Source organism: Neisseria oralis, from assembly GCF_045062685.1.
Lineage (GTDB): Bacteria > Pseudomonadota > Gammaproteobacteria > Burkholderiales > Neisseriaceae > Neisseria > Neisseria oralis.
In genome coordinates this window covers 88,553-111,343 of sequence record NZ_JBJGEB010000004.1, presented here as the reverse complement: position 1 = coordinate 111,343, position 22,791 = coordinate 88,553, and the positions used below count along the sequence as shown (strand labels likewise).

Genomic DNA, 22,791 nt, shown 5'->3' with positions numbered 1-22,791 from the left:
CTCGGCAGACCATTGGCGCGGACGGAAATATTATGAGCACCGAAACCAAAAATTACATCACCCCTGTCGGCTGGCAGGCGTTGAAAGACGAGCTGTACCGGCTTGTACACAAAGAGCGCCCCGAAATCGTGCAAGTCGTCAACTGGGCGGCAGGCAACGGCGACCGCAGTGAAAACGGAGATTATCTTTACGGCAAACGCCGGATGCGCGAAATCGACCGCCGCATCCGTTTTCTGACCAAACGCCTTGAAGCCGCCGTCGTGGTCGATCCCGAACGGCGCGAACCGACCGAGCAGGTGTTTTTCGGTGCGACCGTCTGCCTGTTGCGCGGCGACGGTAGCGAGCAGACGGTCAGGATAGTCGGTGCCGACGAAATCGATACGGCGCAAAACAAGATTTCGTGGATTTCCCCGCTGGCCCGCTGCCTGATTAAGGCGCGCGAGGGGGACGAAGTGGTGTTGAACGGGCCGGAAGGCAGGGAAGAAATTGAAATTTTATCGGTGGAATACATCCGTATCGATTGACGTTTATGGTAGACAGGCCGTCTGAAAAAACTGATTCTATTCTTAATTAAGCAAAACCGCGGTTCAGACGGCAGTCCGGCCGCGGTTTTGTTTTACGCCGCCGTTTTGGCCGTAGGCACGCAAAAAAAACCGCCCGTACAGGCGGCCGAACCCAAGTTCCGGATTGCCGTTTTCACGCTGCCGGAAGGGCAATCCGAGGAGAGTTTCATTTCAAACAGCTAAGGTGGTTACAACAAAAAATCAGCGTTGCCGCGCTTTGAAACGCGGGTTGCTTTTGCAGATAACGTAGACCTTGCCCCTGCGGCGCACGATTTGGCAGTCGCGGTGGCGTTGTTTGGCGGTTTTCAGGGAAGATAAAACCTGCATTATTTGTCCTTTCTGAACGCAGACATCATGGATTGGTAGCGCTGGTTGAACTTGCTGGCGCGGCCTTCGACATTAACGTTGCGCCGTTTGCCAGTATATACCGGATGCGAGGCGGAAGAAGTATCGAGCGAAAACAAGGGATATTCTTTGCCGTCTTTCCAGACCATCGTTTTGCCGTGCGTGTCGGCGCAGGAACGGATGAGCCAGCCTTCGTTTGCGCCGCCGTCGTAGAATAGGACGGTGCGGTAGTTTTCAGGATGGATGTTTTGTTTCATTACGTCTCCTTGTTTATGTTATGGTATAACATTATACATTATTCGGTATGGAAGACAAGCCCATCCGGCTGACGGGCGGGATAAGGACGCCGAGGCCGTCTGAAAACCGGCGGCGGAACGGCGCGGATATGTGAAATATCAATATCCCGCACAACGTAATTTGCTAAAATACGTTTCGTTTTGTTGCAACGGTATTTTCAGACGGCCTGTGGGTTTACAGAAACAAAGGCCGTCTGAAACATTCGAATCCGCCCGAACGGGTCTGTTTGAAGATATGTATAAAGTCATTCCGATAATCCATGTGCTCTCGAAGCTGGGGCTGCTGTTTTCGATGCTGCTTCTGGTGCCGACGCTGATGTCGTATTTTTTCCTCGACAGCGCGTTTCCTGCTTTCGCTTATACCGCGTTGGTAACGACGATTGGTTCGTGTACCGCTTGGGTGCTGACGCTGCGGTTCAACCGCGAACTGCGCCCGCGCGACGGGTTTACGCTGGTATTGATGCTGTGGCTGGCGTTTGCGGCGGTCGCGGCGATGCCGATTTATTTTTATATGCCGAACATGAGTTTTACCGATGCGTTTTTCGAGTCGATGTCGGGGCTGACGACGACCGGATCGACGGTAATGAACAGTCTGGACACGTTGGCGCCGTCGGTGAATTTCTGGCGGCACATGCTCAACTGGCTGGGCGGTATGGGGATTATCGTGCTGGCGGTGGCGATTCTGCCGATGCTGGGTGTGGGCGGCACGCAGCTTTTCAAGGCGGAAATCCCGGGCATGGACAAAGAAAGCAAGATGGCGCCGCGGATTTCGCAGGTGGCGAAAAAGCTGTGGTTTTCTTATACGCTGACGACGGCGGCGGCATTCGTGTCGCTGCATCTGGCGGGGATGAGCTGGTTTGACGCGCTGTGCCATGCCATGTCGGCGGTGGCGTTGGGCGGTTTTTCGACGCATGACGACAATATCGCCTATTTCAACTCGGTATCGATTGAGTGGGTGTTGATTTTCTTTACCGTGTTCGGAGCGATTAATTTTGTCAGCCACTTTGCGGCTTTTGCCAACCGCTCGCTGAAAGTGTACTGGCGCGACGAAGAGTGCCGCGTGTTATTGTCGATACTTTCGGGCAGCATCGTCGTGTCGGCGGTGTACCTCTGGTATATGGAGTATTACCCTTCGCTGGCCGATTCGATCCGTTTTACCGCGTTCAACTTTGTTTCCGTCGGATTGGCCAGCGGGTTTTCCAACGCCGATTTTGCCAAGTGGCCGCTGATGATTTCGCTGTGGATGTTTTTCCTGTCGAACGTGCTGGCGAGTTCCGGTTCGATGGGCGGCGGGATTAAAAACGTGCGCGGATTGGTCATGTTCAAATTCAGTGTGCGGGAAATGATGATTTTGCTGCACCCTCGCGCCGTGCGTACCGTCAAAGTCAACGGCCGTTCGATTCAGGAACGCATGGCGTTGGCGGTGATGTCGTTTATCTTTATTTATTTTATGACAGTGGTGATATTCAGCTTTCTGATGATGGCCGCCGGATTGGATTTTCTTTCCGCGTTTACAGCCGTTATCGCCTGCATTACCAATGCGGGGCCGGGCTTGGGAGCGGTGGGGCCGGAGCATAACTATGCCGTGTTGAGCGATGTGCAGAAATGGTTGTGTGCCACGGTGATGTTATTGGGGCGGCTGGAAATTTTTACCGTGCTGATTTTGTTTACCCCCGCGTATTGGAAAAAATAACCTGAAACAAAGGGCAGGCCGTCTGAAAACCGGTTTTCAGACGGCCTGCCCTTTGTATGACTGCGCGAATCGGAATCAAGAATCGGCGGCGTACCGTTTCAGCAGTTCGCCGAATTGCGCGCCGGTTTCGGGATGTTTCAAACCGTAGGCGACGGTGGCTTCAAGGTAGCCCAGTTTGCTGCCGCAGTCGTAGCGTTTGCCTTCGAAAGCGTGAGCGAGGACGAACTCGTGGTCAAGCAGGCGGGCGATGCCGTCGGTCAGTTGGATTTCGCCTCCTGCACCGCGCGGCAGATTGGTCAGAAGGTCGAAGATGCGCGGGGTCAGGATGTAGCGGCCGACAACGGCAAGGTTGGACGGTGCTTCTTCAGGTTTGGGTTTTTCCACGATATTGGTGATGCGTTGGAAGTTTTTCAGTTTTTCCACTTCGACGATGCCGTAAGAGCCGGTTTGCGACGGTTCGACGGTTTCCACACCCAAAACACTGTTGCCGCTTTTATTGTAAATATCGACCATCTGTTTCAACGCGCCTTGGGGGGCATCGATTAAGTCATCGGCGAGAATAACGGCAAACGGTTCGTCACCCACTGCGGCGCGCGCGCATAAAACGGCGTGTCCCAAGCCCAATGCTTCGGCCTGACGGATATAGAGACAGGTGATATTGGGGGGGAGGATGTCGCGGACATGTTCCAATAAATTGTTTTTATTCCGCATCCCCAGCTCGGTTTCAAGCTCGTAAGCCTTGTCGAAATGGTCTTCGATGCTGCGTTTGTTGCGGCCGGTGATGAACACCATTTCGGTGCAGCCCGCTTTTACTGCTTCTTCCACCGCATACTGAATCAGCGGTTTATCAACAATAGGCAGCATTTCTTTGGGACTGGCTTTGGTGGCGGGCAGGAAGCGGGTACCCATGCCTGCAACGGGGAAAACGGCTTTTTTTATCGGTTTCATAAAGTTTCCTTTTATGTTTGCGGGTGTCGGAAGAATCGATATCCCAGTCAGACTGTATTAAGTCGTGAAACGTTCAAACGGATTTCAGTTTTCCAGCGGCGCATCGGTCAGAAGATTGCGGTAAGCGGTGTAGATGTTGATGATGACCAGTACGGCTAAGATTAATGCGGACAGAATCATGACGATATAATAGGAAATGATGCCAAAAGCCACGATACCGGCGCCGGCAAAACTAGGTGCGGTTTCCCCAAAGAGAAGCGCAAAAACTCCAATAACGGTGCCGGCGATGCCGACGATGGTGTAAATGCCAACTGTCAGGCCGATATAGATAACTATCCACATCAGAATATTGACAATCCCCGCAGGAATATTGCGCAGGCAGGCGGTGAAACTCATTTTCATGGCAGCCCACGGTTTGACGTCGTGCAGCATAATCAGACACGTTGCGAACCAAATGCTCATCCATAACGAAATGAAAAAAATGATGAATACGGCGGCAATCAACAATATCAAGAATGAAGCGGCAGGATTTGGTTCAGTTGTTATCATGCCTGACTTGAATGCGGCCATAAAAGAAATAATGGCAATGCCGACTACGATAGTCACGGCAAGATAGAGTAGGAGGAAAATAAAGAAAGCCCTCTTTTTGGTCGCAAACGCGGCAAACAGATAACTGAATTTCAATTCCCCATATATGGCCGACCGGTTGCAGGCGTACATGATACCGCCTGAGAATAACATACTGATCCACGTTCCTAAGAAGAGGAGCAAAGGGGCTGCAAGGAGGAAGAGAATGCTAAAAATACTAAAGCTTGTATTGCTTTGCTGTGATGGCGATATACCAACGTATAGACACAGAAGGAATAGACCCTGCCCCAGCCACTGTGCCAACATGGAGATAAAAAGAAAGATGAGGAGCATGACCGGCCATTTGACTTTGTTTCTGCGGTAAATTTTCCAAGCCTGCGAAATCCATTTTATCCCCTGCGACGCTTTGACGCGGCGGGGTGTTTCTAAAAGTCTCGGCTGTTGCGCCAAGGTTTGCTGTACTGGCTGCTGTTCAGAGTGTTCCATAGACGTCCTTCAAATATATTACGGAGTAAGAATGACGCCATTATAGCGAAACAGTAGGAAATCAGGTATGCGGTCGGCCAAACGGACGGCGGTGGAAACTTTTGAGGCCGTCTGAAAACCGGTTTTTCAGACGGCCTCATTCAAATTTAAACAGAAGCCGGAGGCGTTTGGGCGAATTTGGTCGGGTAGGTACTCAGCAAATCGATAAACGCTTCGGACAAATCCGGCATCATCGGCAGATAGCTGCGTTCGATCAGCAGGCGGTTGAGCGCCGTATCAAACGGGACAAACGAGGCCGTTACATCTCCCGTTTGCGCCGTATCCATATCCAGCATGGCGGTTCCTCTATACAGGGCGGCAGCATCGCGCAGGGCAATGGTTTTGACTGCGGGATGCCCAAGCGTTTTGAAATGCACGGTCAGGTTTTTGATGTCGTATACAATCGACCAGAAAGTGTAAGACGGCGCATCCGAGCGGCTGAACCAACGGTAGCCGATTTCGTGCGGCTTGTTTTTGAACGATATTTTGTCCAGCCAGCCGAAGGCTTGGCCGACGTCGGCTTCGTCCGGTCGGGCGTGCGTCAGAATATCGGTCAGGATTTTAAAGCGTTTGACCGATATATCGCGCTCTTCCGTGATTTCCTCTTCACTTTTCGCCTGCGGAACCGCAATGGTTTTCTCTAAATTGTTGTTGGTCAGAACGTGAAATGTCCCGAACTCGTGCAAAACGGGCTTTCCGTCGGTAAATTCCACCGTCAGCGAGCGTCCGTTGTGGTCGGCCAGCGAATAATGCAGGGGCATAAATTCCGCGTAAGGAATGCTGCGGCCCAAATGTTCCTTTACTTCGGCGACGGTGGCGAAATTGTCCAGTTGGTATTGCAGCCATTGCAATTCGTTCAGGCTGCTGCCGGCTTCCCTCGGCGGAAAACTGCCGTCTTCGTCGAACATGATGGCGGCGGTCAGCCCCGCCTCATTCATTCCGCCTATCGGAAATTCGCAACCGAACTGGTTGAACGTGATGCTGCTGTAACGGCTCCGCCATGTCAGCGGCTGTTGCGGCGGTTTGGTCAGCGTGAATTTTTGCAACCCGCGCGGGTTGAAAAAAAGATAGCCGTGGCCGAAATAAAAATCATAATTCTGCCCGAACAAACGGCTGCCGTTGACTGCGAAAGTCGTACACATCAATCGTTTCCTTTCGTTTTACAGAGTGATGGAGCTGCTGCGGAAATTTTCCGCAGGCCATAGAGCCAAGCCTCAAATTTACTTCTCTGCCGTGAGGGCTTCTCGCAAGAGGTCTAAAAATAAGAAGGATGAGGAGCGGGACGTGCCGTAGCGTTCTTATTTTGTCTCCGGTCAGTATATGCGGCGCATATGTTTAAAACAATAAAAATATCAATATTTATCAAATACATGCGATATATGCAAGCTTTGTAAGCTTATACGGGCATCATGTTTTCAGACGGCCTCTCCGGCATCTTTACCCAGCAATTCGAGCAGCTCCCCTTCGCTCAAAACCGCCACACCCAAGGCATTGGCTTTTTCCAGCTTACTGCCGGCGGCTTCTCCGGCGACGACGTAGTCGGTTTTTTTGGAAACGCTGCCGGAAACTTTACCGCCTGCGGCTTCGATCAAGGCTTGGGCTTGGTCGCGTTTGAGGGTGGGCAGAGTACCGGTTAACACAAAGGTTTTGCCTGCTACGGCTTCGTTGAGGCAGTCCCACGGGGAGGCTGCGCACTCTGAAAACACTTCATCTTGGTTTTCAGACGACGTTTGGGCGAAGAAGGTTTTCAGGTTTTCGAGCAGGGCGGCGTTTTGTGCTTCGCTGCGCCATGTTTGCCAGTCGGCAGGGAGGGCTTTGTCGGTTTGCAGGCCCTCTATGCTTTTGCCGGCGAGTTCCCATAAGGCTTGGGCTTTGTTTTCGCTGATTTTGAAACCGGGCAGGCGGGCAATCCAGCGTTGCGGCTCGGCGTGGCGGGCGGGTGGGATGGTAACCGCTTGGGTTTGCGGGGCAACGCCTGCGGCGAGCAGCTCATCTATCATCGCCTGCTGCGCGTCTTGGGCGAAGAAGTGGGCGATGGAGCGGGCGACGACGGTGCCGATGTCGGGCAGGCAGGCGAGGATGGGTTCGGGTGCGCGGCGGACGTGTTCCAGCGAACCGAATGCCTGCGCCAGCGTTTTGGCGGTGCGTTCGCCGACGTGGCGGATGCCGAGCGCAAACAGGAAGCGGGCGAGTTCGGGCGTTTTGCTGGCTTCTATGCCTGCGAGAATGTTTTCCGCCCACTTGGTCGGTTGTTTTTTGCCGTTTTGGGTGTTGGATTCAGACAGGTCGCCTGAAACCGTTTCGGCGTCGCCGTTTTCGTTTTCAGATGACGCTTTATCCGCCGTTTCCTTCATTTTTTGCAAGGTCGGGATGTCGAGGCGGTAGAGGTCGGCGAAATGGCGGACGAGGTCTTGGGCGACAAGCTGTTCGATTTGTTTTTGACCGAGTCCGTCGATGTCCATCGCTTTGCGTGAGGCGAAGTGGATTAAGCCTTGCGCGCGTTGTGCCTGACAAAGCATGCTGCCGCTGCATCTGGCGACGGCTTCGCCTTCTTCGCGTTCGATTTCGCTATGGCAGATGGGGCAATGGGTCGGCAGGCGGTAGGGCTTGTGTAGCGGAACGGATTGGGTTTGGTTGGCGGACGGTGTTTCGGCAAACAGGTCGTCTTGTTGATGTTTGAGGTCGTCTGAAACGGCAACGGTAGTTTTCTGCATCGGGCGGCGTTCGAAAATCACGCGCACGACCTCGGGAATCACGTCTCCGGCGCGGCGCACGACGACGGTATCGCCGACGCGCACGTCTTTGCGCGATACTTCGTCCTGATTGTGCAGGGTGGCGTTGGTGACGGTTACGCCGCCGACGAATACGGGTTGCAGGCGGGCGACGGGGGTAACGGCGCCGGTGCGCCCGATTTGCACGTCTATGGCTTCGACGACGGTCAGGGCTTCTTCGGCGGGGAATTTGTGGGCAATCGCCCAGCGCGGCGCGCGGGAGATAAAGCCGAGTTCGCGCTGTTGCGCCAAGCTGTTGACTTTGACCACCATGCCGTCGATTTCGTAGGGCAGTTCGGGGCGTTTTTGCTGCATTTGTTCGTAAAACGCCAATACTTCGTCGATATTTTTGAAACAGCCGAAATTGCCGTAGGGCAGGCTGAAGCCGAGCTCTTGGAAATAGGCGAGTTCTTGGATGTGTTCTTCCGCGACGAAACCGCCTTGCTGACGGGCGATGGAGTAGGGGAAAAAGTGCAGTTTGCGTTGCGCGGTGATGCGCGAATCGAGTTGGCGCAGGCTGCCGGCGGCGGCGTTGCGCGGGTTGGCAAAGGGTTTTTGCCCGTTTTCAGCTTGTCTTTTATTGAGAGCGGCGAAATCGGCTTTTTGCATCAGCACTTCGCCGCGTACTTCGATGAGTTCGGGCGTATTTTCACCGTGCAGTCGAAGAGGAATATTGGCTACGGTTTTGACGTTTTGGGTCACGTCTTCGCCTGTCGTGCCGTCGCCGCGCGTCGCCGCCTGCACCAATACGCCGTCGCGGTAAAGCAGGCTGATGGCGAGGCCGTCGAATTTGGGTTCGATAACGTATTCGGGATGGCCGCCGTCCAAGCCGTCGCGCACGCGTTGGTCGAAAGCGTACATTTCGGCATGGTCGAACACGCCGTTTTCATCTTGCGGGGAGAAGGCGTTGGTCAGCGACAGCATCGGCACTTCGTGGCGCACTTCGGCAAATCCCGCCAAAGGCTCGCCGCCGACGCGCTGGGTTGGGCTGTCGGGCAGCTTGAGCTCGGGATGGTTTCGTTCCAACGCTTCGAGTTCGCGGAACAATTTGTCGTATTCGGCATCGGGCACGCTGGGCGCGTCGAGGGTGTAGTATTCGTAGGCGTAGCGGTTGAGGAGGGCAGTGAGGTGTTTGATGCGTTGTGCGGTTGGATTCATGGCGGATAAAGGGATTTCAGACGGCCTGCGGTAGCGTGAGGCCGTCTGAAATCATGAAAAATAAAGGATAAAGACAGGCGGATTTTACCCGAAAAAAAGCGGATATGCCGTAACAGCATATCCGCTTTGCCGTGGGATTTCGGATTTAAGAAAACAGGCGCTGCGCCTGACGGCTGCCGGGTTTGATGCCGACTTTTTGCATTTCTTCCTGACGCGCCAATACATAACTGCGGACGTCTTTCAGCCATTGGGTCGAAAGCTCTTCCATTTTGTCGTTGACCAAATCCAAGCTCAGTTGGCCGGACAGTTTGACGGCCAAATCCATAAAGCGGTCGAAGGTTTTTTCCCCGGCCGGAATGTGGGGGATGTCAAACAGCATACTGAAGCCGCGGTAGGGCTGGTGCGACAGCAGCGACGGCGTAAACGGCGAATTGTCGAGCGTGGAAAGGCTGAACATGGTGTCGTTGTTGTTGCCGGGGAAGTGGAACTGACCATCTTCCGACAGGCGGAAGCCCACACTTTCTACCGCAGAGCGCAATTCGGTGCCGCTGATGCTGGAGCGGGAAACCAGATGGATGGCGATGGTCTGGTCGACGCGCGCGCAGAATTCGTCCAGCGCCTGCGCCACTTCGGTAAAGGCGGCGACGTCGGTGTGCATTACTTTGCCGCCCATCAGTTGGGCGAAAGTGTCAACCTGCTGGTTGAACAGTTCCAACTCTTCGCGCGAGGCCAAACCGTTGCGGCTGACGGCTTGCAGCCCCATGATGAAGCCTTGGTAGTATACGCTCGGAATCGGTTCGGCCACTTGGAAGCGGTCGTCCATCGTGCAGCCGATGATTTGGAAGCGGTGGCGGTTGGACAGGCGGGGCAGGGCGTGCAGTTCCTGCGCTTCGGTCAGGGCGATGTAGGCCAGATAGTCGAAGCGCGGGTCGAACCACGGCAGTTCGATTTGCACCAGCTCGTCAAGGCTGACCAGCGTGCGGCCGGCGTCGGGCGCAGATACGGCGGCGAAAATATCCTCGGTCTGCGTGGTCATTTCGTTGTTCAGGCCGATGGTGGTGTGTTTGACCGGTTCGTCGGTAAAGTCGTCTTCGACGGCGATTTCCACTTCGGGTTTGGTTGCGGCTGCTTGGGCGACGCGCGCGGCGAACAAGGCGTCTTGTTCCTGAAGGTTGCGCATGGCGGCATTTTGCTGCGGTTTGGCCGTTTTTCTCGACATCAGCCCTTTTCCGCCCGAGGCTTGCCGACCGTCGCGCACGTTGTCTGTTTTGCTGCCCAGCAGCGCGTCTTTGTCGGAATGGCCGAACTGTTCGCGTACCTGTTTGCGGTACTGGCTTTCCTGATACATATTGTAGGCGACGACGGCCAGAATAGCCACGAGGGCCAATACGATGAAATAAATCATAGTGAGTTGCTCTTAGAAAAGGTAAGAATTATCGGTTCAACCGCGTAAAGTTAAAAGAATACTCGGATTATAACGAAATTTGCCGCCCGCCGACAGCTTTATACGGGGCGGGGAGGCCGTCTGAAAAATCAGCGGCGGACGGGGAATCCCGCTGCTTCCAGCCGCGGCCAGTCGAAAAAATGGCCGGGGTCGGTTTTGCGGTCGGGGGCGATATTTTGATGCCCCGTTACCGCCTCTATCGGGTATTGTTCCATCAGTGCGGAGAGCAGGGGCAGGAGGGCGGCGTATTGCGCGTCGGTAAACGGCTCGAAGTCGCAGCCCTCTATTTCGATGCCGACGGAAAAACCGTTGCATCTTTCCCTGCCGTCAAAAGACGACACGCCCGCGTGGTAGGCCGTATCGTTGCAGGAAACGAACTGCACCGTCTCGCCCGTGCGTGCGATGAAGAAATGGCTGGATACGCGCAGGTTTTTGATGATGCTGTAAAACGGATGCTCCGCCTCGTCGATGCTGTTGGTAAAGAGTTTTTCCACCGCGCCCGTGCCGTATTCGAAGGGCGGCAGGGAGATATTGTGCAGTACCGCCAGTGAGATTTTTTCCCCTGCTTCGCGCGCGCAGAAATTGGGCGAAGATGCGCGGCGCGCGGGCTGCCACCAGCCGTTTTGCCAGAGGTTCGGTGTCGTATCCATGTTTTCAGACGGCCTTTCGTTCCCAAATCGGAGCGTTTATTATAAAACATCGGCAGTCAAACTGCTTTCGGTTATACTGTCGCCCGAATAAACAGGCACGAGTCTTATCTATGTTGAACAAATCGTTGAAATGGCTTGCTGTTTTTTTCGTTGCAGTGGCGGCAGTATTTGCCGCCTTGTTGTTTGTACCGAAAGACAACGGCAAAACCTACCGCATCAAGGTAGAGAAAAACCAAGGTATTTCCGCCGTCAGCCGCAAGCTGGCCGAAGACGGCGTCGTTTTCAACCGCTATGTCATCGTGGCTGCGGCCTATCTGACGGGGGCGCACAACGACCTGCGCGCCGGTTCGTACCGGCTGCCGGTCAAGATTTCCGCCTGGAACGTATTGAAAAAACTGCGCGGCGGCCGTCCCGATTCGGTTACCGTCCGCATCGCCGAAGGAATGCGGTTCGCCGACATGCGCTACGTTATCAACGACACGGAAGACATCGTGCACGAAACGCGCGGCTGGAGCAACGCCAAACTGATGCAGGCCGTGGCGCCGGAGGCGGCGGATATGAATCCGGAAGGGCTGTTTTTCCCCGATACCTATGAAATTGACACCGACAGCAGCGACATCCAGATTTACAAGTCCGCCTACCAGGCCATGCAAAACAGGCTGAAAGACGCATGGGAGGGCCGTCAGGACGGGCTGCCGTATAAGACGCCATATGAAATGCTGATTATGGCCAGCCTGATTGAAAAGGAAACCGCCCACGAAGACGACAGGGCGCATGTGGCGTCGGTGTTCGTCAACCGCATCGAAGCCGGTATGCGCCTGCAAACCGACCCTACCGTTATTTATGGTATGGGCGACGCGTATAAAGGCAAAATCCGCAAAGCCGACCTGCGCCGCGACACGCCTTACAACACTTACACCCGCGACGGCCTGCCGCCGACGCCGATTGCCTTGCCGGGCAAGGCGGCGCTGGAAGCGGCGGCGCATCCTTCGGCTGAAAAATATCTGTATTTCGTGTCCAAAATGGACGGTACCGGCCTGAGCCAGTTCAGCCACACGCTGAACGAACACAACGCCGCCGTCAGAAAATATATTTTGAAGAAATAAGGTGTTCGTATAAGACTTTGAGGTTTTCGGTCAACAAAGGCCGTCTGAAAACGTATAATTTGCGTTTTCAGACGGCCTTACACATTTATATATTATGAGTCAGCACATGAACCCCCGATTCATTACCCTCGACGGTATAGACGGAGCGGGCAAGTCCACCAACTTGGCCGTGATGAAGCAATGGTTTGAGGCCAGACGGCTTCCGGTATTGTTTACCCGCGAACCGGGCGGCACGCCCACCGGCGAAGCCCTGCGCGAAATCCTGCTCAATCCGGAGACGAAAGCAGGTTTGCGTACCGAAACGCTGTTGATGTTCGCAGCGCGCCAGCAGCATCTCGAAGACGTGATTTTGCCCGCGCTCAAAAACGGCATTCATGTCGTGTCCGACCGCTTTACCGACGCCACTTTTGCTTATCAGGGCGGCGGCAGGGGTGTACCGTTGCAGGACATTGAAACGCTGGAAAATTGGGTACAGGGCAGTTTCCGGCCTGACCTGACCCTGCTTCTGGACGTGCCGCTGGAAGTGTCGATGGAACGCATCGGCAGGGTGCGCGAAAAAGACCGTTTCGAGCGCGAGCAGGCGGACTTTTTCACCCGTGTGCGCAATGCATACCTCAGCCGTGCCGCCGCGAACCCCGAACGCTACGCCGTGATTGACGGCAACCGCAGCCCCGAAGCGGTCAGAACCAGCATCGAAGCCGCGTTGGACGCACATTTCGGCTTTATCGGACAAGCCGTCTGAAACGCATTCCGACTGTTGCAAAGATGCAAATCCCTGTATTCGCGGAACACGCGCCATGTTAAAATTACACGAAATTACACACCCCGCGGCAGGCGGGGAAGGCTTTTGGTTTCGTTTGGCGTTTCGGTTCCGAACCGGCAGGCGGAGTGCCGCAAGCCTTTGTTGTGTAATCCGTTCCGCCTGAAGCACGGTTTCAGACGGCCTGAACCTTTCATTACATTTCACAGGATATCCAGATGGAAGAATCATTAAAGGAAGCCGCACTGCGTTTTCATGAATTTCCCGTTCCGGGCAAAGTTTCCGTTACGCCGACCAAATCATTGTCCACTTCGCAAGACTTGGCATTGGCGTATTCTCCGGGCGTCGCCGCTCCCTGTATGGAAATCCATGCCGACCCGCAAAACGCCTACAAATACACCGCCAAAGGCAACTTGGTCGCCGTCATCTCCAACGGCACCGCCGTTTTGGGTTTGGGCGACATCGGCGCATTGGCCGGCAAACCCGTGATGGAAGGCAAAGGCGTATTGTTCAAAAAATTCGCCGGTGTGGACGTGTTCGACATCGAAATCAACGAAAAAGACCCGCAGAAACTGGTAGACATCATCGCCGCGCTGGAGCCGACTTTCGGCGGCATCAACCTCGAAGACATCAAAGCGCCCGAATGCTTCTACATCGAACGCGAACTGCGCAAACGCTGCAAAATCCCCGTATTCCACGACGACCAGCACGGTACCGCCATCATCACCGCCGCCGCCGTATTGAACGCCCTGCGTTTTACCGGCCGCAACATTGAAGAGGCGACTTTGGTTTGCTCCGGCGCGGGTGCGGCGGCGATTGCCTGTTTGAACCAGCTTCTGGCGCTGGGTTTGAAACGCGAAAACATTACCGTCTGCGATTCCAAAGGCGTGATTTACAAAACCCGCGAAGACAAAGACCGCATGGACGAGTCCAAAAAATTCTACGCGGTTGAAGACAACGGTCAGCGCGTCCTTGCCGATGCCGTCAAAGGCAAAGACATTTTCCTCGGCCTTTCCGGCGCGAACCTGCTGACGCCCGAAATGCTGAACACCATGAACGCCAAACCCATCGTGTTCGCCATGGCCAACCCGAATCCTGAAATCCTGCCGCCGCTGGCGAAAGAAACCCGCAGCGATGTGATCATCGGCACCGGCCGTTCCGACTTCCCAAATCAGGTAAACAACGTATTGTGCTTCCCGTTTATCTTCCGCGGCGCGTTGGATGTCGGCGCGACCACCATCAACGAAGAGATGAAACTGGCCTGCGTGTATGCACTGGCAGATTTGGCGATGGAAGAAGTCAGTGAAGAAGTGATTGCCGCTTACGGCAAAAAATTCGAATTCGGCGCGGATTACCTGATTCCGACCCCGTTCGACCGCCGCCTGATTTCCCGCGTGGCGGCCGCCACAGCCAAAGCCGCCATGGAAAGCGGCGTGGCGACGCGTCCGATTGCCGATTTGGTTGCCTACGCCGCCAAGCTGGAAGCCATGCAGCGCTAATCCGGCAGGGTAAGGCGAAATAAAGCAGGAGGCCGTCTGAAACAGGTTTTCAGACGGCCTCTTCGGTATCAATTTATATATTTTACATACGCTGCGGCTTTGTCGGCCGCTGCTATTCCTTCATGCGGAAAGAGTCGTGGCAGGCCTTGCAGCTTGCGGCCGCCTCACCGTAGGCCGCCTTGATTTCTTCCAGGTTGCCGCCTTGTGCTTTTTCATTCAGCTTTTCCACTGCGGCACGGAATTTTTCTTCCGCCGCCTTGAATTTTTCCGGATTTTGCCAGACGGCGGGCAGTGCTTCGCCGTTGCCTTGCGGGTCGGACTGGAAATGCTCGAACGGTTTTTTACTGCTTTCCGCAAACACCGCCGCCGCCTGCTTGAATTTTTCCACCTGGTAGACCTCGTCGCCTTTGATCATTTTCCTCATGCTGACATATTCGGGCATCATGGATTTGAACGCGGCGGTACGGTCTTCCGAAATCGGGCCTTTTGGTTGCGCGGGTTGCCCGCCGCCGCAGGCGCAGAGTATGAAGACGGCGGCCAGTGCCGGAACAAACGGCGTTTTTTTGATTTTCATGGTTTGGATTTCCTTGTGATGGTATGATTTATATCATTATTTATAAACGGGTTCAGAGGCCGTCTGAAAAAACTTCCCGCTTGGGTGCGGGCATGTGCAAGCCGGCTATGATACCCGAAATCATATTAAAAACGAAAGGAAAACAATATGGCGATTCTGATTACCGGTGCTTCGGCCGGATTCGGCGAAGCAATGTGCCGCGCCTTTACCGCGGCAGGCTTTAATGTTGTCGGCGCAGCCCGCCGTATGGAGAAACTACAGGCCCTTGCGGAAGAATTGGGCGGCAGCTTTTACCCGCTGCAAATGGATGTGGCCGACACCTCGTCCGTTCCCGCCGCGCTGCAAAGCCTGCCCGAAGGCTTCAAAGAAATCGACTGCCTCATTAACAACGCGGGATTGGCTTTGGGTTTGGACAGCGCCGACAAAGCCGATTTCGCCGACTGGCAGACCATGATTCAGACCAATATCGTCGGCCTGACCTTCCTGACCCGCCAAATCCTGCCGCAGATGGTCGAAAGGAAGAGCGGCTATATCATCAATATCGGTTCGATTGCCGGCAACTATCCTTATCCCGGCGGCAATGTTTACGGCGCGACCAAAGCCTTCGTGCGCCAATTCAGCCTCAACCTGCGCGCGGACCTCGCAGGCACGGGCATCCGCGTTACCGACATCGAACCGGGCCTGTGCGGCGGAACCGAATTTTCCAATGTGCGTTTCAAGGGCGACGACGAGCGTGCCGCCGGAGTATATGAAAACATACGGTTTATCCGCCCCGAAGACATCGCCGACACCGCCCTGTGGCTATACCGCCGCCCCGCGCATATGAACGTCAACACCATAGAAATCATGCCCGTGGCCCAGAGTTTCGGCGCACTGCCCGTCGTCCGCGAAATCCCGCCCGCTCCCGAACCGGAAAAAGTTTCGAAAAACAGAGCACCTCGCTGTTTGCCAAAATCAAATCTTGGTTTAAGTGAACCTAAGTTGGAAAACAGGCATAAGACCGTCTGAAAGCAATTTTATGGACACAATCAAACAAAAAATCCTTGAACAGGCACGCCGTGATGGCGTACAGGTAACCGCTTTGCGCGAGCAGGTGCTCGATATCGTTTTGCAGCAAAGCGGCGTGATTAAAGCCTACAACGTCTTGTCGCAGATGCAGCAGCAAAGCGAGGGCGTGGTTGCGCCGCCGACGGCCTACCGCGCCCTTGATTTTTGGGCGGAGCAGGGCGTTTTGCACAAAGTGGCGGCGGTCAACGGCTATATTTTGTGCAGCCACGCGCAGCACGAGTGCGACGACCAGTGCCACGACCACGAAGAAGCCGAAGCACACCACAGCGCGTTTATTTTGGTCTGCACCGAATGCGGCACGGCGGACGAGCAAACCCTGAGTCACGAATGGGCGGCATTGCGCGCAGGCGTTGCCGAAAGCGGCTTTGCGCTGAAAGAAGAACATGTTGTTTTAACTGGAATCTGTAAAAAATGTCAGAAGTGAAAAAAACCAAAGTCCACCTGATTTCAGGTTTTCTGGGAACAGGCAAAACCACCGCGCTTAAAAGCCTGATGGAGCAGAAAGATCCGAACGAGAAATGGGTCATCATCGTCAACGAGTTTGGTGAAATCGGTATTGACGGCGCGGTATTGAGCGACAACGGCATTCCCGTGGCAGAAATCGCCGGCGGCTGTTTGTGTTGTACCGCCGGCCCGCAAATGGGCGTAACCGTGCAGAAAATGCTGCGCGACGCCAAGCCCGACCGCCTGATGATTGAGGCAAGCGGACTGGCACACGCCGCCAGCGTCATCGACGAATTGAAAGCCAAACCGCTGGACAGCCTTTTGGAAATCGGCGCCGTCTTTACCGTCGTCGATCCGCGCCAGTTCATCAACCCCGATTACGCGCAGCAGGCGTTGTATAAAGACCAAATCGGCATCTGCGACGTATTGGTCGCCAGCAAAACCGATTTATGCACCCCCGAACAGCTTGCCGAATTTCACGACAAAGCGGCAAAACTGTTTCCGCCCAAAGCCAAAGTGGTCGAAGTCCAAAACGCACAACTCGACATCCAATGGCTCGATATTCCCGTTATCGAAAAATCACGCTACCGCCTCAAAGCCCTGCCGGACAACACGATGGGCTTCCAGTCGCAAGGTTTCACATTCCCCGCCGGACGCGATTTCGACGGCGAAAAACTGACCAACTTCTTCAACGACCTACCCAAATTCACAGACGGCCTCGTCCGCGCCAAAGGCGTGTTCCAAGTGCTCGGCACATGGGTGTGGCTCAACTGGGTGGACGGGCAATGGGGCGCCAACCAAGTCTCATGGCGGCGCGACTCGCGCTTCGAGCTGATTGCCAAGTCGTTTGACGCGGATTTGATTGAGAAGAAACTGCAAGAGGCTTTGGAGAGATAAGATTATTTGGAATGAGTTTGCATAGAGGATTGACATAACTAAAAGGCCGTCTGAAAAATCCGCTTTCAGACGGCCTTTCCATATTCGGGTAAAATGCAGCCTTTTGTATTACAGCCTGCGTTTCTTAAAAATGATAGAACTCAAAAATCTGACCCTGCAACGCGGCAGCAAGCTGCTGCTTGATAAAGCCAATCTGACTGTCAGTCCGCAGCGCCGTGTCGGGCTTGTCGGCAGAAACGGTACCGGCAAGTCCAGCCTGTTTGCCTTGATAAAGGGTGAAATCGCGCAAGACGGCGGGGATGTGTTACTGCCGGCGCATTGGAAGCTCGCGTCGGTGGCGCAGGAAACGCCCGCGCTGGACATATCCGCGCAGGATTATGTTTTGCAGGGCGACGGGGAATTGCAGCTTTTTCAGACGGCCTTACACGAAGCCGAAGCGAAAAACGAAGGCATGAAACAGGCCGAATATCATGCCAAATTGGAGGAAATCGATGCCTACAGCGCGCCCGCCCGCGCCGCCAAACTGTTAAGCGGCTTGGGTTTTTCCCAAGAAGAACACGGCCGGCCGGTTAAATCCTTTTCCGGCGGCTGGCGGATGCGCCTCAATCTGGCGCAGGCGCTGATGTGCCGCGCCGATTTGCTGCTGTTGGACGAACCGACCAACCATCTTGATTTGGAAACCGTGTTATGGCTGGAAAACCATCTGTCCGGCCTGCCCTGTACCCAAATCATCATTTCGCACGACCGCGATTTCCTCAACGCCACCACGACGCAGACCGTCGAACTTTCCGATCAAAAGCTCACGCTTTACGGCGGCAATTACGATTTTTACCAGGCCGAACGCGCCCGCCGCCTGGCACAACAACAGGCGGCCTACCTCAAACAGCAGGCGCAAATCAAACACCTGCAATCCTTTATCGACCGATTCAAAGCCAAGGCCACCAAAGCCGTGCAGGCACAGAGCCGCATGAAGGCCTTGGACAAGCTCGAACGCATCGCGCCGGCACACTTCGACAGCGGGTTTTCGTTTGAATTCGACAGCCCCGCCCACCTGCCCAACCCGTTGCTGCAACTGGACAAAGCCGATTTGGGCTATGGCGGCGAACCTGTTTTGCACGGCATCGACCTGTCGCTGGAAAGTGGCGCGCGTTACGGCCTTTTGGGGGTAAACGGCAGCGGCAAATCAACCTTTATCAAAACGCTGGCGGGCGAACTGAATGTCTTGTCCGGCCGGATTGTCCGCTCGGACAAGCTCAATATCGGTTATTTCGCCCAGCACCAGCTCGACACCCTGCGTCCCGACCAAAGCCCGCTGTGGCACATCCAAAAACTCAGCCCCGACGTGCGCGAACAGGAAATCCGCAACTTCCTCGGCAGCTTCAACTTTGTCGGCGATGCCGCCCTGCAGAAAACCGAACCGTTTTCCGGCGGCGAAAAGGCGCGGCTGGCGTTGGCGATGATTGTGTGGCAGAAACCTAATTTGCTGCTGCTGGACGAGCCGACCAACCATCTCGATTTGGACATGCGCCACGCACTCACGCTCGCACTGCAAAGTTTTCAAGGCGCGCTGATTGTCGTCTCGCACGACCGCAGCCTGCTCGAAGCCACCACCAACAGCTTCCTGCTGATAGAACAAGGCCGTCTGAAAACGTTTGACGGCGATTTGGAAGACTACCGCCGTTACCGTTTGGCACAAGAAAACGCCGCCGCCACGCCCACCGCTTCGGCGCAAAGCCGCAACCGCAAAGACGCCAAGCGCGTCGAAGCGCAAATCCGTCAAGAAAAAGCCCGCCTTGGCAAACCCTTGCAGCAGAAAATCGACCAAGTCGAAAAAGAGATGGCCGCCCTTAGCGAAATTCAGACGGCCTGTGAAGCATTTTTGGCACAGGAAGACACCTATTCCGATGCCAATAAAGCCAAATTGCAGCAGACCCTCGCGCAGCTTGCGGAAACTAAAGTAAAATTATCCGAATTAGAAGAAAGCTGGCTCGGCTGGCAGGAAGAATTGGAGCAGGTTCTGGCGCAGATTGACGCGCAATACGCCCAAACCGCCCTCTGACCGGCAGCCGCAAAAAATATCAAAAACTGTGTTTGGATATCGCTGAAATTTAACTTTTCGTCATTGCCGCCGCGTAGGCGCGAACGATAGCGGTAACGAACTTACATAACTGATAACGATAGTTAAAAATCAACGCAATATCCGAACACAGCCATATAAAAAGGCCGTCTGAAAACGCCTGACACACGGAAAACAATATGTCTTCGATAATCAAATCAAGCGGATGCCTGCTGGCTTCCGCATTCGTACTCGGGCTGCCGCCATACTCGGCGGCGGCCGTCTATACCTGCATATCCGCTTCGGGCGGCAAAACCTATACTTCCGAACGCACGTCTGCTTGCGAAGCAGGCGATTTGCCGCGTATCGGCAGCTACCAAGGCTACCGTTTGAAAGAAGCGAAAGCCAAGCCGGAGAAACGCAAAACGAAAGCGGCCGGACAAAGCAGGCGCAGCGGACGGGAAACGAGGCCCATTCCGGCGAAAAACAAGAGGCCGTCTGAAAAAGGCCGCGGCTATTCCGGTTTCCCGGCAACAGACAACTGAACGGACGACGTTAATGAACATTTTATTCAAAACTTCTTTTGCGGCGGTACTCGCCTTGGCCGCGGCGCAGTCAGCCGAGGCCGGTTCGAAAATCTACACTTGCGAAATCAACGGGGAAATCGTGTACACCTCGCGGGCATCGGGCAACTGCCATTCCGCCGATCTGCCGTCCATCGGGCGTTACAGCAGCAGCCGTTACGACAGTCCGATGCCGTCTGAAATACGGACCCAGCCGGAACCGCAATACCGTCCCGTACAGAAACGCAGCGCGGCAAGGGTGGGTATGCCGAAGCCCCAGCCGGTGCAGCAGGCTCCCGTTATCGCCGCGCCGAAATCGCCCGGCAACAGTTCCCGCCGCGCCATTCTGGAGCAGGAGCTGGCCAACGAACGCAGAGCGCTCTCCGACGCTCAGAAATCCCTCGCGCAGGCGCGCGGCGCGAAAGGCGGCAGCATCGACCAGCAGCAGATCAGTACACTGCAAAGTTCCGTCCTCGACCGCCAGCAAAACATTCAAGCCTTGCAGCGCGAGTTGGGCAGGATGTAGCGCAGGGCGGGGCAGTTGCCTCGTTTGATGGGCTTGAGGCCGTCTGAAACTGAGTTTTCAGACGGCCTCTCCGTTTATTTAAGCGGGTCAAATCAAACGCATCCGCCGTTATTTGTTTTCCTGCCCGTCTTTGGCCTGCACGGGATAAACCAGCAGCAGCGGATTGGCTTTAATCTGCGCCCACACGCTGTTGAGTAACTTGGAAATGCTGCTGATTTTGGTTCCGCGCGAGCGCAGGGCGACGAACAGGGCCAGTGTGAAGCTGACCATAAGGTTCACCGCGCCGATGGCGAGCACGCCTGCCAACCCCAATAAGAACGCTTTGGCGCCCAAGTTGCCGCTGACAACGGCGTAACCCAAGTTGGCCGATGAGAAGGCGACATGACGGATGTCCAGCGGCAAATCGAGCAGGTGGCCGAAAAATCCGGTCATGCCCAGCAGCATGCCGAAAATGAAATTGCCCGTCAGCGAGCCGTAATGCCGGTGCATATAGGCGGCGAAAGCGTGGCGCGCTTTGGCGGGCATGATTTTGCGCAGCAGCGGGTTGATGGTCAGCCGATTGCGCAAATCCAGATAGTCGGCGCGGTTGTCGAAAAATCCGGCGATGATGCCCGAACAGAACAGCCACAGTCCGGCAATGGCGGCATACCACAGGGTCGGCTGGGTGATGATGTCGACCGATTTCATCTGATAAGCGACCGTATGGGCGTCCAACAGCGGCTGCTGAGTGTTGGCGGCATAGGCGGCGGAAACGATACAGGCCAGCAGGATGGCAATCGTAACGTTGCCGAACACGGCCACGCTTTGCGAGCGGCACACGTCAATCAGCAGCTTGGCGAGCTTGTTTTCCACCGCGCGGCCGCGTTCGTTCAATTCGACCTGTTCGGCAAAGCTGGCGGCGGTCATGGCGGGCTGTTTGGTGGCGACGGTGCAGTGCAGCATGTGTATCAGCATAAAACCGATGCCGTAGTTCAAACCCGACAATACGGATGTGGCGAACTGGCCGAAACCGAGCGTGCCGATATGGATTTTATGCAGCGCCATCAGGGCGATCAGAATGCCGCCGCCCGCCGCGGAAAAAAACATATTCAGATATTCGCGCTTGTTGCGGGTGATGTAGTGTTCGCCGTGCTGGCTTTTGTTTTCGGTGATGCTTTTTGCCAGCATCCTGATGCTGCTTCTGCGCAGGTAGCGCGTGCTGTACTGCTCTACGGCGGCATAGGTCAGCGAGTGCAGCAGGGTGAGTTTGAAGCGGTTGTTTTCGGGGTGGGTTTGGATGTCGATGAGCAGTTTCAGCCGGTCCAAAGTCTGTTGCAAACGTTCCAGCAGGTGCGCCACCTTGACCGACGAACCGGAACCGGCGCCCGTCCCACGGCGGCGCAGGTAGTCAATCTGCGTGCGGCATTGGTCGAACATGACCTCCAGGTGGGCGGTGTCGTAGGGGGCGGTATCGTTGCAATAGTGTTCGGTCAGTTTTGCCGTTTCCCGTTGTAAGGCGACGAAGGCGGAATCGGCTTCCAGCAGTTTGGGCGCGAGGCGGATTAAATCGGGTTCGAGCGCCTCGGAGGCAATCCATATCGCCAGCATTTCCATCGCGCGCAGCCTTGCCTGCACAAGCTGCCTTGAGGCCGTCTGAAGCAGGGCCGCGTCGGTATGCCGGCGCAGCAGCCGGGAAAGCGCCAGCCATTGTTTCAAACTGATCTGCTGCAACCATTTTTCGTCGTTTTCGGAGTGGAACAAATACAGGAAGACTTCGCGCAGATTGCCGAAGTCTTTGTAGGAAGGGCTGAACCGCTCGTAGATGCGGATGCTCATTTCGCGGGTAAAGCTGTGGCGAGAAAATATACCCAGTTTTACCAAGGCGGGGTAAACGTGAACTTGCGCCAACCAACCGTAAAAGCGTTGGCTGAATTGCCGGCAAAGGTTTTCGTCTTGTTCGAGGGAGTTGAGGAGCAGATTGAATCGGACTGAGGCCCGTTTTTTGCCCCCTTGGCGGAGAAATTCTATTAGTGCGTTGAGTATTAAAACAAAATCGGTATCAGGCAGATGTTCGGCCAACATCGGGCCGAGGTTTTGTGAAGTGAGTTTTTTCATGTCTTCATTATTTCATAGAACACGGTATGAGCCAAGTTGATTGTAAAAATTAATAAATGCAATAAATAAAATTATAAATCAAGTATTGACTATTTGAACTAGTTAAAAATTTTAAGCGTATGAAATATATAAAAAATAAAAACCGTTAAGATTTTGTAAGCGATATGCTTTTGTCAAAACGGATTTTGCGGTTTGATTTAAGTCATTATATTTTGTGTGTTTA

General features: G+C 54.7%; 19 protein-coding genes and 3 pseudogenes. 11 read left to right on the top strand and 11 right to left on the bottom strand.

The features are described 5' to 3' along the window. Positions 1 to 32 precede the first annotated feature (32 nt). Positions 33 to 524 (top strand): transcription elongation factor GreB, encoded by a 492-nt coding sequence (gene greB / locus ACI43T_RS05105; protein WP_308022701.1) that lies wholly within the window; start codon positions 33 to 35, stop codon positions 522 to 524. Positions 525 to 764: 240 nt separating this feature from the next. Here the strand turns inward: greB and ykgO are convergent, their stop codons facing one another. After that, positions 765 to 890, bottom strand: a complete 126-nt coding sequence (gene ykgO / locus ACI43T_RS05100) for a type B 50S ribosomal protein L36 (protein ID WP_002213788.1) — start codon at positions 888 to 890, stop codon at positions 765 to 767. Then, complete coding sequence (locus tag ACI43T_RS05095) at positions 890 to 1,165, bottom strand: type B 50S ribosomal protein L31 (RefSeq protein WP_009173905.1); 276 nt, start codon at positions 1,163 to 1,165, stop codon at positions 890 to 892. Before ACI43T_RS05095 ends, ykgO begins: the two co-directional genes overlap by 1 nt. Before the next feature lie 274 nt (positions 1,166 to 1,439). On the opposite strand from ACI43T_RS05095, the gene ACI43T_RS05090 reads away from it, so the two are divergent. Next, positions 1,440 to 2,897 (top strand): TrkH family potassium uptake protein, encoded by a 1,458-nt coding sequence (locus tag ACI43T_RS05090; RefSeq protein WP_405385833.1) that lies wholly within the window; start codon positions 1,440 to 1,442, stop codon positions 2,895 to 2,897. Positions 2,898 to 2,972: 75 nt separating this feature from the next. Here the strand turns inward: ACI43T_RS05090 and galU are convergent, their stop codons facing one another. The 7 genes and pseudogenes from galU to ampD all read right to left on the bottom strand — a co-directional run bounded on the left by galU (position 2,973) and on the right by ampD (position 10,981). After that, positions 2,973 to 3,845, bottom strand: a complete 873-nt coding sequence (galU, locus tag ACI43T_RS05085; RefSeq protein WP_009173903.1) for a UTP--glucose-1-phosphate uridylyltransferase GalU — start codon at positions 3,843 to 3,845, stop codon at positions 2,973 to 2,975. Positions 3,846 to 3,929: 84 nt separating this feature from the next. Continuing rightward, entirely contained in the window at positions 3,930 to 4,919 is a 990-nt protein-coding gene (locus tag ACI43T_RS05080; RefSeq protein WP_377082179.1) for a hypothetical protein, read from the bottom strand. Between the two features lie 146 nt (positions 4,920 to 5,065). Beyond that, complete coding sequence (locus ACI43T_RS05075; RefSeq protein ID WP_405385725.1) at positions 5,066 to 6,100, bottom strand: linear amide C-N hydrolase; 1,035 nt, start codon at positions 6,098 to 6,100, stop codon at positions 5,066 to 5,068. A gap of 273 nt (positions 6,101 to 6,373) precedes the next feature. After that, positions 6,374 to 8,887, bottom strand: a complete 2,514-nt coding sequence (ligA, locus tag ACI43T_RS05070) for an NAD-dependent DNA ligase LigA (RefSeq protein WP_405385724.1) — start codon at positions 8,885 to 8,887, stop codon at positions 6,374 to 6,376. Between the two features lie 145 nt (positions 8,888 to 9,032). Then, positions 9,033 to 9,857: pseudogene (locus ACI43T_RS05065) on the bottom strand (cell division protein ZipA C-terminal FtsZ-binding domain-containing protein); the annotation flags it as partial. Positions 9,858 to 9,976: 119 nt separating this feature from the next. After that, positions 9,977 to 10,289: pseudogene (locus tag ACI43T_RS05060) on the bottom strand (cell division protein ZipA C-terminal FtsZ-binding domain-containing protein); the annotation flags it as partial. 131 nt (positions 10,290 to 10,420) lie between these two features. Further along, a complete protein-coding gene (gene ampD / locus ACI43T_RS05055) occupies positions 10,421 to 10,981 on the bottom strand; it encodes a 1,6-anhydro-N-acetylmuramyl-L-alanine amidase AmpD (RefSeq protein ID WP_377080745.1) in 561 nt (186 codons plus the stop codon). A 110-nt stretch (positions 10,982 to 11,091) separates the two neighbouring features. Here ampD and mltG point away from each other — a divergent pair, with 110 nt between their 5' ends. The 3 genes from mltG (at position 11,092) to ACI43T_RS05040 (ending at position 14,346) form a co-directional block, all read left to right on the top strand. Next, a complete protein-coding gene (mltG, locus tag ACI43T_RS05050) occupies positions 11,092 to 12,087 on the top strand; it encodes an endolytic transglycosylase MltG (RefSeq protein WP_405385723.1) in 996 nt (331 codons plus the stop codon). Positions 12,088 to 12,193: 106 nt separating this feature from the next. Further along, a complete protein-coding gene (gene tmk / locus ACI43T_RS05045) occupies positions 12,194 to 12,829 on the top strand; it encodes a dTMP kinase (RefSeq protein ID WP_377080741.1) in 636 nt (211 codons plus the stop codon). 236 nt (positions 12,830 to 13,065) lie between these two features. After that, complete coding sequence (locus ACI43T_RS05040; RefSeq protein WP_405385722.1) at positions 13,066 to 14,346, top strand: malic enzyme-like NAD(P)-binding protein; 1,281 nt, start codon at positions 13,066 to 13,068, stop codon at positions 14,344 to 14,346. A gap of 112 nt (positions 14,347 to 14,458) precedes the next feature. Here ACI43T_RS05040 and ACI43T_RS05035 read toward each other — a convergent pair whose 3' ends face one another. Continuing rightward, positions 14,459 to 14,920, bottom strand: coding sequence for a c-type cytochrome (locus ACI43T_RS05035; RefSeq protein ID WP_405385721.1), 462 nt, complete (start codon positions 14,918 to 14,920; stop codon positions 14,459 to 14,461). Positions 14,921 to 15,067: 147 nt separating this feature from the next. Here ACI43T_RS05035 and ACI43T_RS05030 point away from each other — a divergent pair. From ACI43T_RS05030 to ACI43T_RS05005, 6 genes and pseudogenes are all read left to right on the top strand, one after another. Further along, positions 15,068 to 15,894, top strand: a pseudogene (locus tag ACI43T_RS05030) (SDR family oxidoreductase). Between the two features lie 44 nt (positions 15,895 to 15,938). Continuing rightward, positions 15,939 to 16,412 carry a Fur family transcriptional regulator gene (locus ACI43T_RS05025; RefSeq protein WP_314106454.1) on the top strand — a complete coding sequence of 158 codons (474 nt, stop codon included), beginning with the start codon at positions 15,939 to 15,941 and terminating at the stop codon, positions 16,410 to 16,412. Beyond that, complete coding sequence (locus ACI43T_RS05020) at positions 16,400 to 17,329, top strand: CobW family GTP-binding protein (RefSeq protein ID WP_377080733.1); 930 nt, start codon at positions 16,400 to 16,402, stop codon at positions 17,327 to 17,329. The genes ACI43T_RS05025 and ACI43T_RS05020 overlap by 13 nt, the downstream gene beginning before the upstream one ends. A gap of 130 nt (positions 17,330 to 17,459) precedes the next feature. Further along, positions 17,460 to 19,388: an ABC-F family ATP-binding cassette domain-containing protein gene (locus ACI43T_RS05015; protein WP_377080731.1), complete on the top strand. Its 1,929-nt coding sequence runs from the start codon at positions 17,460 to 17,462 to the stop codon at positions 19,386 to 19,388. Between the two features lie 197 nt (positions 19,389 to 19,585). Then, on the top strand, positions 19,586 to 19,930 hold the full coding sequence (locus ACI43T_RS05010; RefSeq protein ID WP_377080729.1) for a nucleolar protein: 345 nt from the start codon (positions 19,586 to 19,588) through the stop codon (positions 19,928 to 19,930). A 13-nt stretch (positions 19,931 to 19,943) separates the two neighbouring features. Beyond that, positions 19,944 to 20,474: a hypothetical protein gene (locus ACI43T_RS05005; RefSeq protein ID WP_377080727.1), complete on the top strand. Its 531-nt coding sequence runs from the start codon at positions 19,944 to 19,946 to the stop codon at positions 20,472 to 20,474. 108 nt (positions 20,475 to 20,582) lie between these two features. Here ACI43T_RS05005 and ACI43T_RS05000 read toward each other — a convergent pair whose 3' ends face one another. After that, positions 20,583 to 22,568: a site-specific recombinase gene (locus ACI43T_RS05000; RefSeq protein ID WP_377080725.1), complete on the bottom strand. Its 1,986-nt coding sequence runs from the start codon at positions 22,566 to 22,568 to the stop codon at positions 20,583 to 20,585. Positions 22,569 to 22,791 lie beyond the last annotated feature (223 nt).

Excerpts from the sequence above, each read along its gene's own strand:
- greB (WP_308022701.1), top strand. The coding sequence starts at position 33 with ATGAGCACCGAAACCAAAAATTACATCACCCCTGTCGGCTGGCAGGCG.
- ykgO (WP_002213788.1), bottom strand. The coding sequence starts at position 890 with ATGCAGGTTTTATCTTCCCTGAAAACCGCCAAACAACGCCACCGCGAC.
- ACI43T_RS05095 (WP_009173905.1), bottom strand. The coding sequence starts at position 1,165 with ATGAAACAAAACATCCATCCTGAAAACTACCGCACCGTCCTATTCTAC.
- ACI43T_RS05090 (WP_405385833.1), top strand. The coding sequence starts at position 1,440 with ATGTATAAAGTCATTCCGATAATCCATGTGCTCTCGAAGCTGGGGCTG.
- galU (WP_009173903.1), bottom strand. The coding sequence starts at position 3,845 with ATGAAACCGATAAAAAAAGCCGTTTTCCCCGTTGCAGGCATGGGTACC.
- ACI43T_RS05080 (WP_377082179.1), bottom strand. The coding sequence starts at position 4,919 with ATGGAACACTCTGAACAGCAGCCAGTACAGCAAACCTTGGCGCAACAG.
- ACI43T_RS05075 (WP_405385725.1), bottom strand. The coding sequence starts at position 6,100 with ATGTGTACGACTTTCGCAGTCAACGGCAGCCGTTTGTTCGGGCAGAAT.
- ligA (WP_405385724.1), bottom strand. The coding sequence starts at position 8,887 with ATGAATCCAACCGCACAACGCATCAAACACCTCACTGCCCTCCTCAAC.
- ampD (WP_377080745.1), bottom strand. The coding sequence starts at position 10,981 with ATGGATACGACACCGAACCTCTGGCAAAACGGCTGGTGGCAGCCCGCG.
- mltG (WP_405385723.1), top strand. The coding sequence starts at position 11,092 with ATGTTGAACAAATCGTTGAAATGGCTTGCTGTTTTTTTCGTTGCAGTG.
- tmk (WP_377080741.1), top strand. The coding sequence starts at position 12,194 with ATGAACCCCCGATTCATTACCCTCGACGGTATAGACGGAGCGGGCAAG.
- ACI43T_RS05040 (WP_405385722.1), top strand. The coding sequence starts at position 13,066 with ATGGAAGAATCATTAAAGGAAGCCGCACTGCGTTTTCATGAATTTCCC.
- ACI43T_RS05035 (WP_405385721.1), bottom strand. The coding sequence starts at position 14,920 with ATGAAAATCAAAAAAACGCCGTTTGTTCCGGCACTGGCCGCCGTCTTC.
- ACI43T_RS05025 (WP_314106454.1), top strand. The coding sequence starts at position 15,939 with ATGGACACAATCAAACAAAAAATCCTTGAACAGGCACGCCGTGATGGC.
- ACI43T_RS05020 (WP_377080733.1), top strand. The coding sequence starts at position 16,400 with ATGTCAGAAGTGAAAAAAACCAAAGTCCACCTGATTTCAGGTTTTCTG.
- ACI43T_RS05015 (WP_377080731.1), top strand. The coding sequence starts at position 17,460 with ATGATAGAACTCAAAAATCTGACCCTGCAACGCGGCAGCAAGCTGCTG.
- ACI43T_RS05010 (WP_377080729.1), top strand. The coding sequence starts at position 19,586 with ATGTCTTCGATAATCAAATCAAGCGGATGCCTGCTGGCTTCCGCATTC.
- ACI43T_RS05005 (WP_377080727.1), top strand. The coding sequence starts at position 19,944 with ATGAACATTTTATTCAAAACTTCTTTTGCGGCGGTACTCGCCTTGGCC.
- ACI43T_RS05000 (WP_377080725.1), bottom strand. The coding sequence starts at position 22,568 with ATGAAAAAACTCACTTCACAAAACCTCGGCCCGATGTTGGCCGAACAT.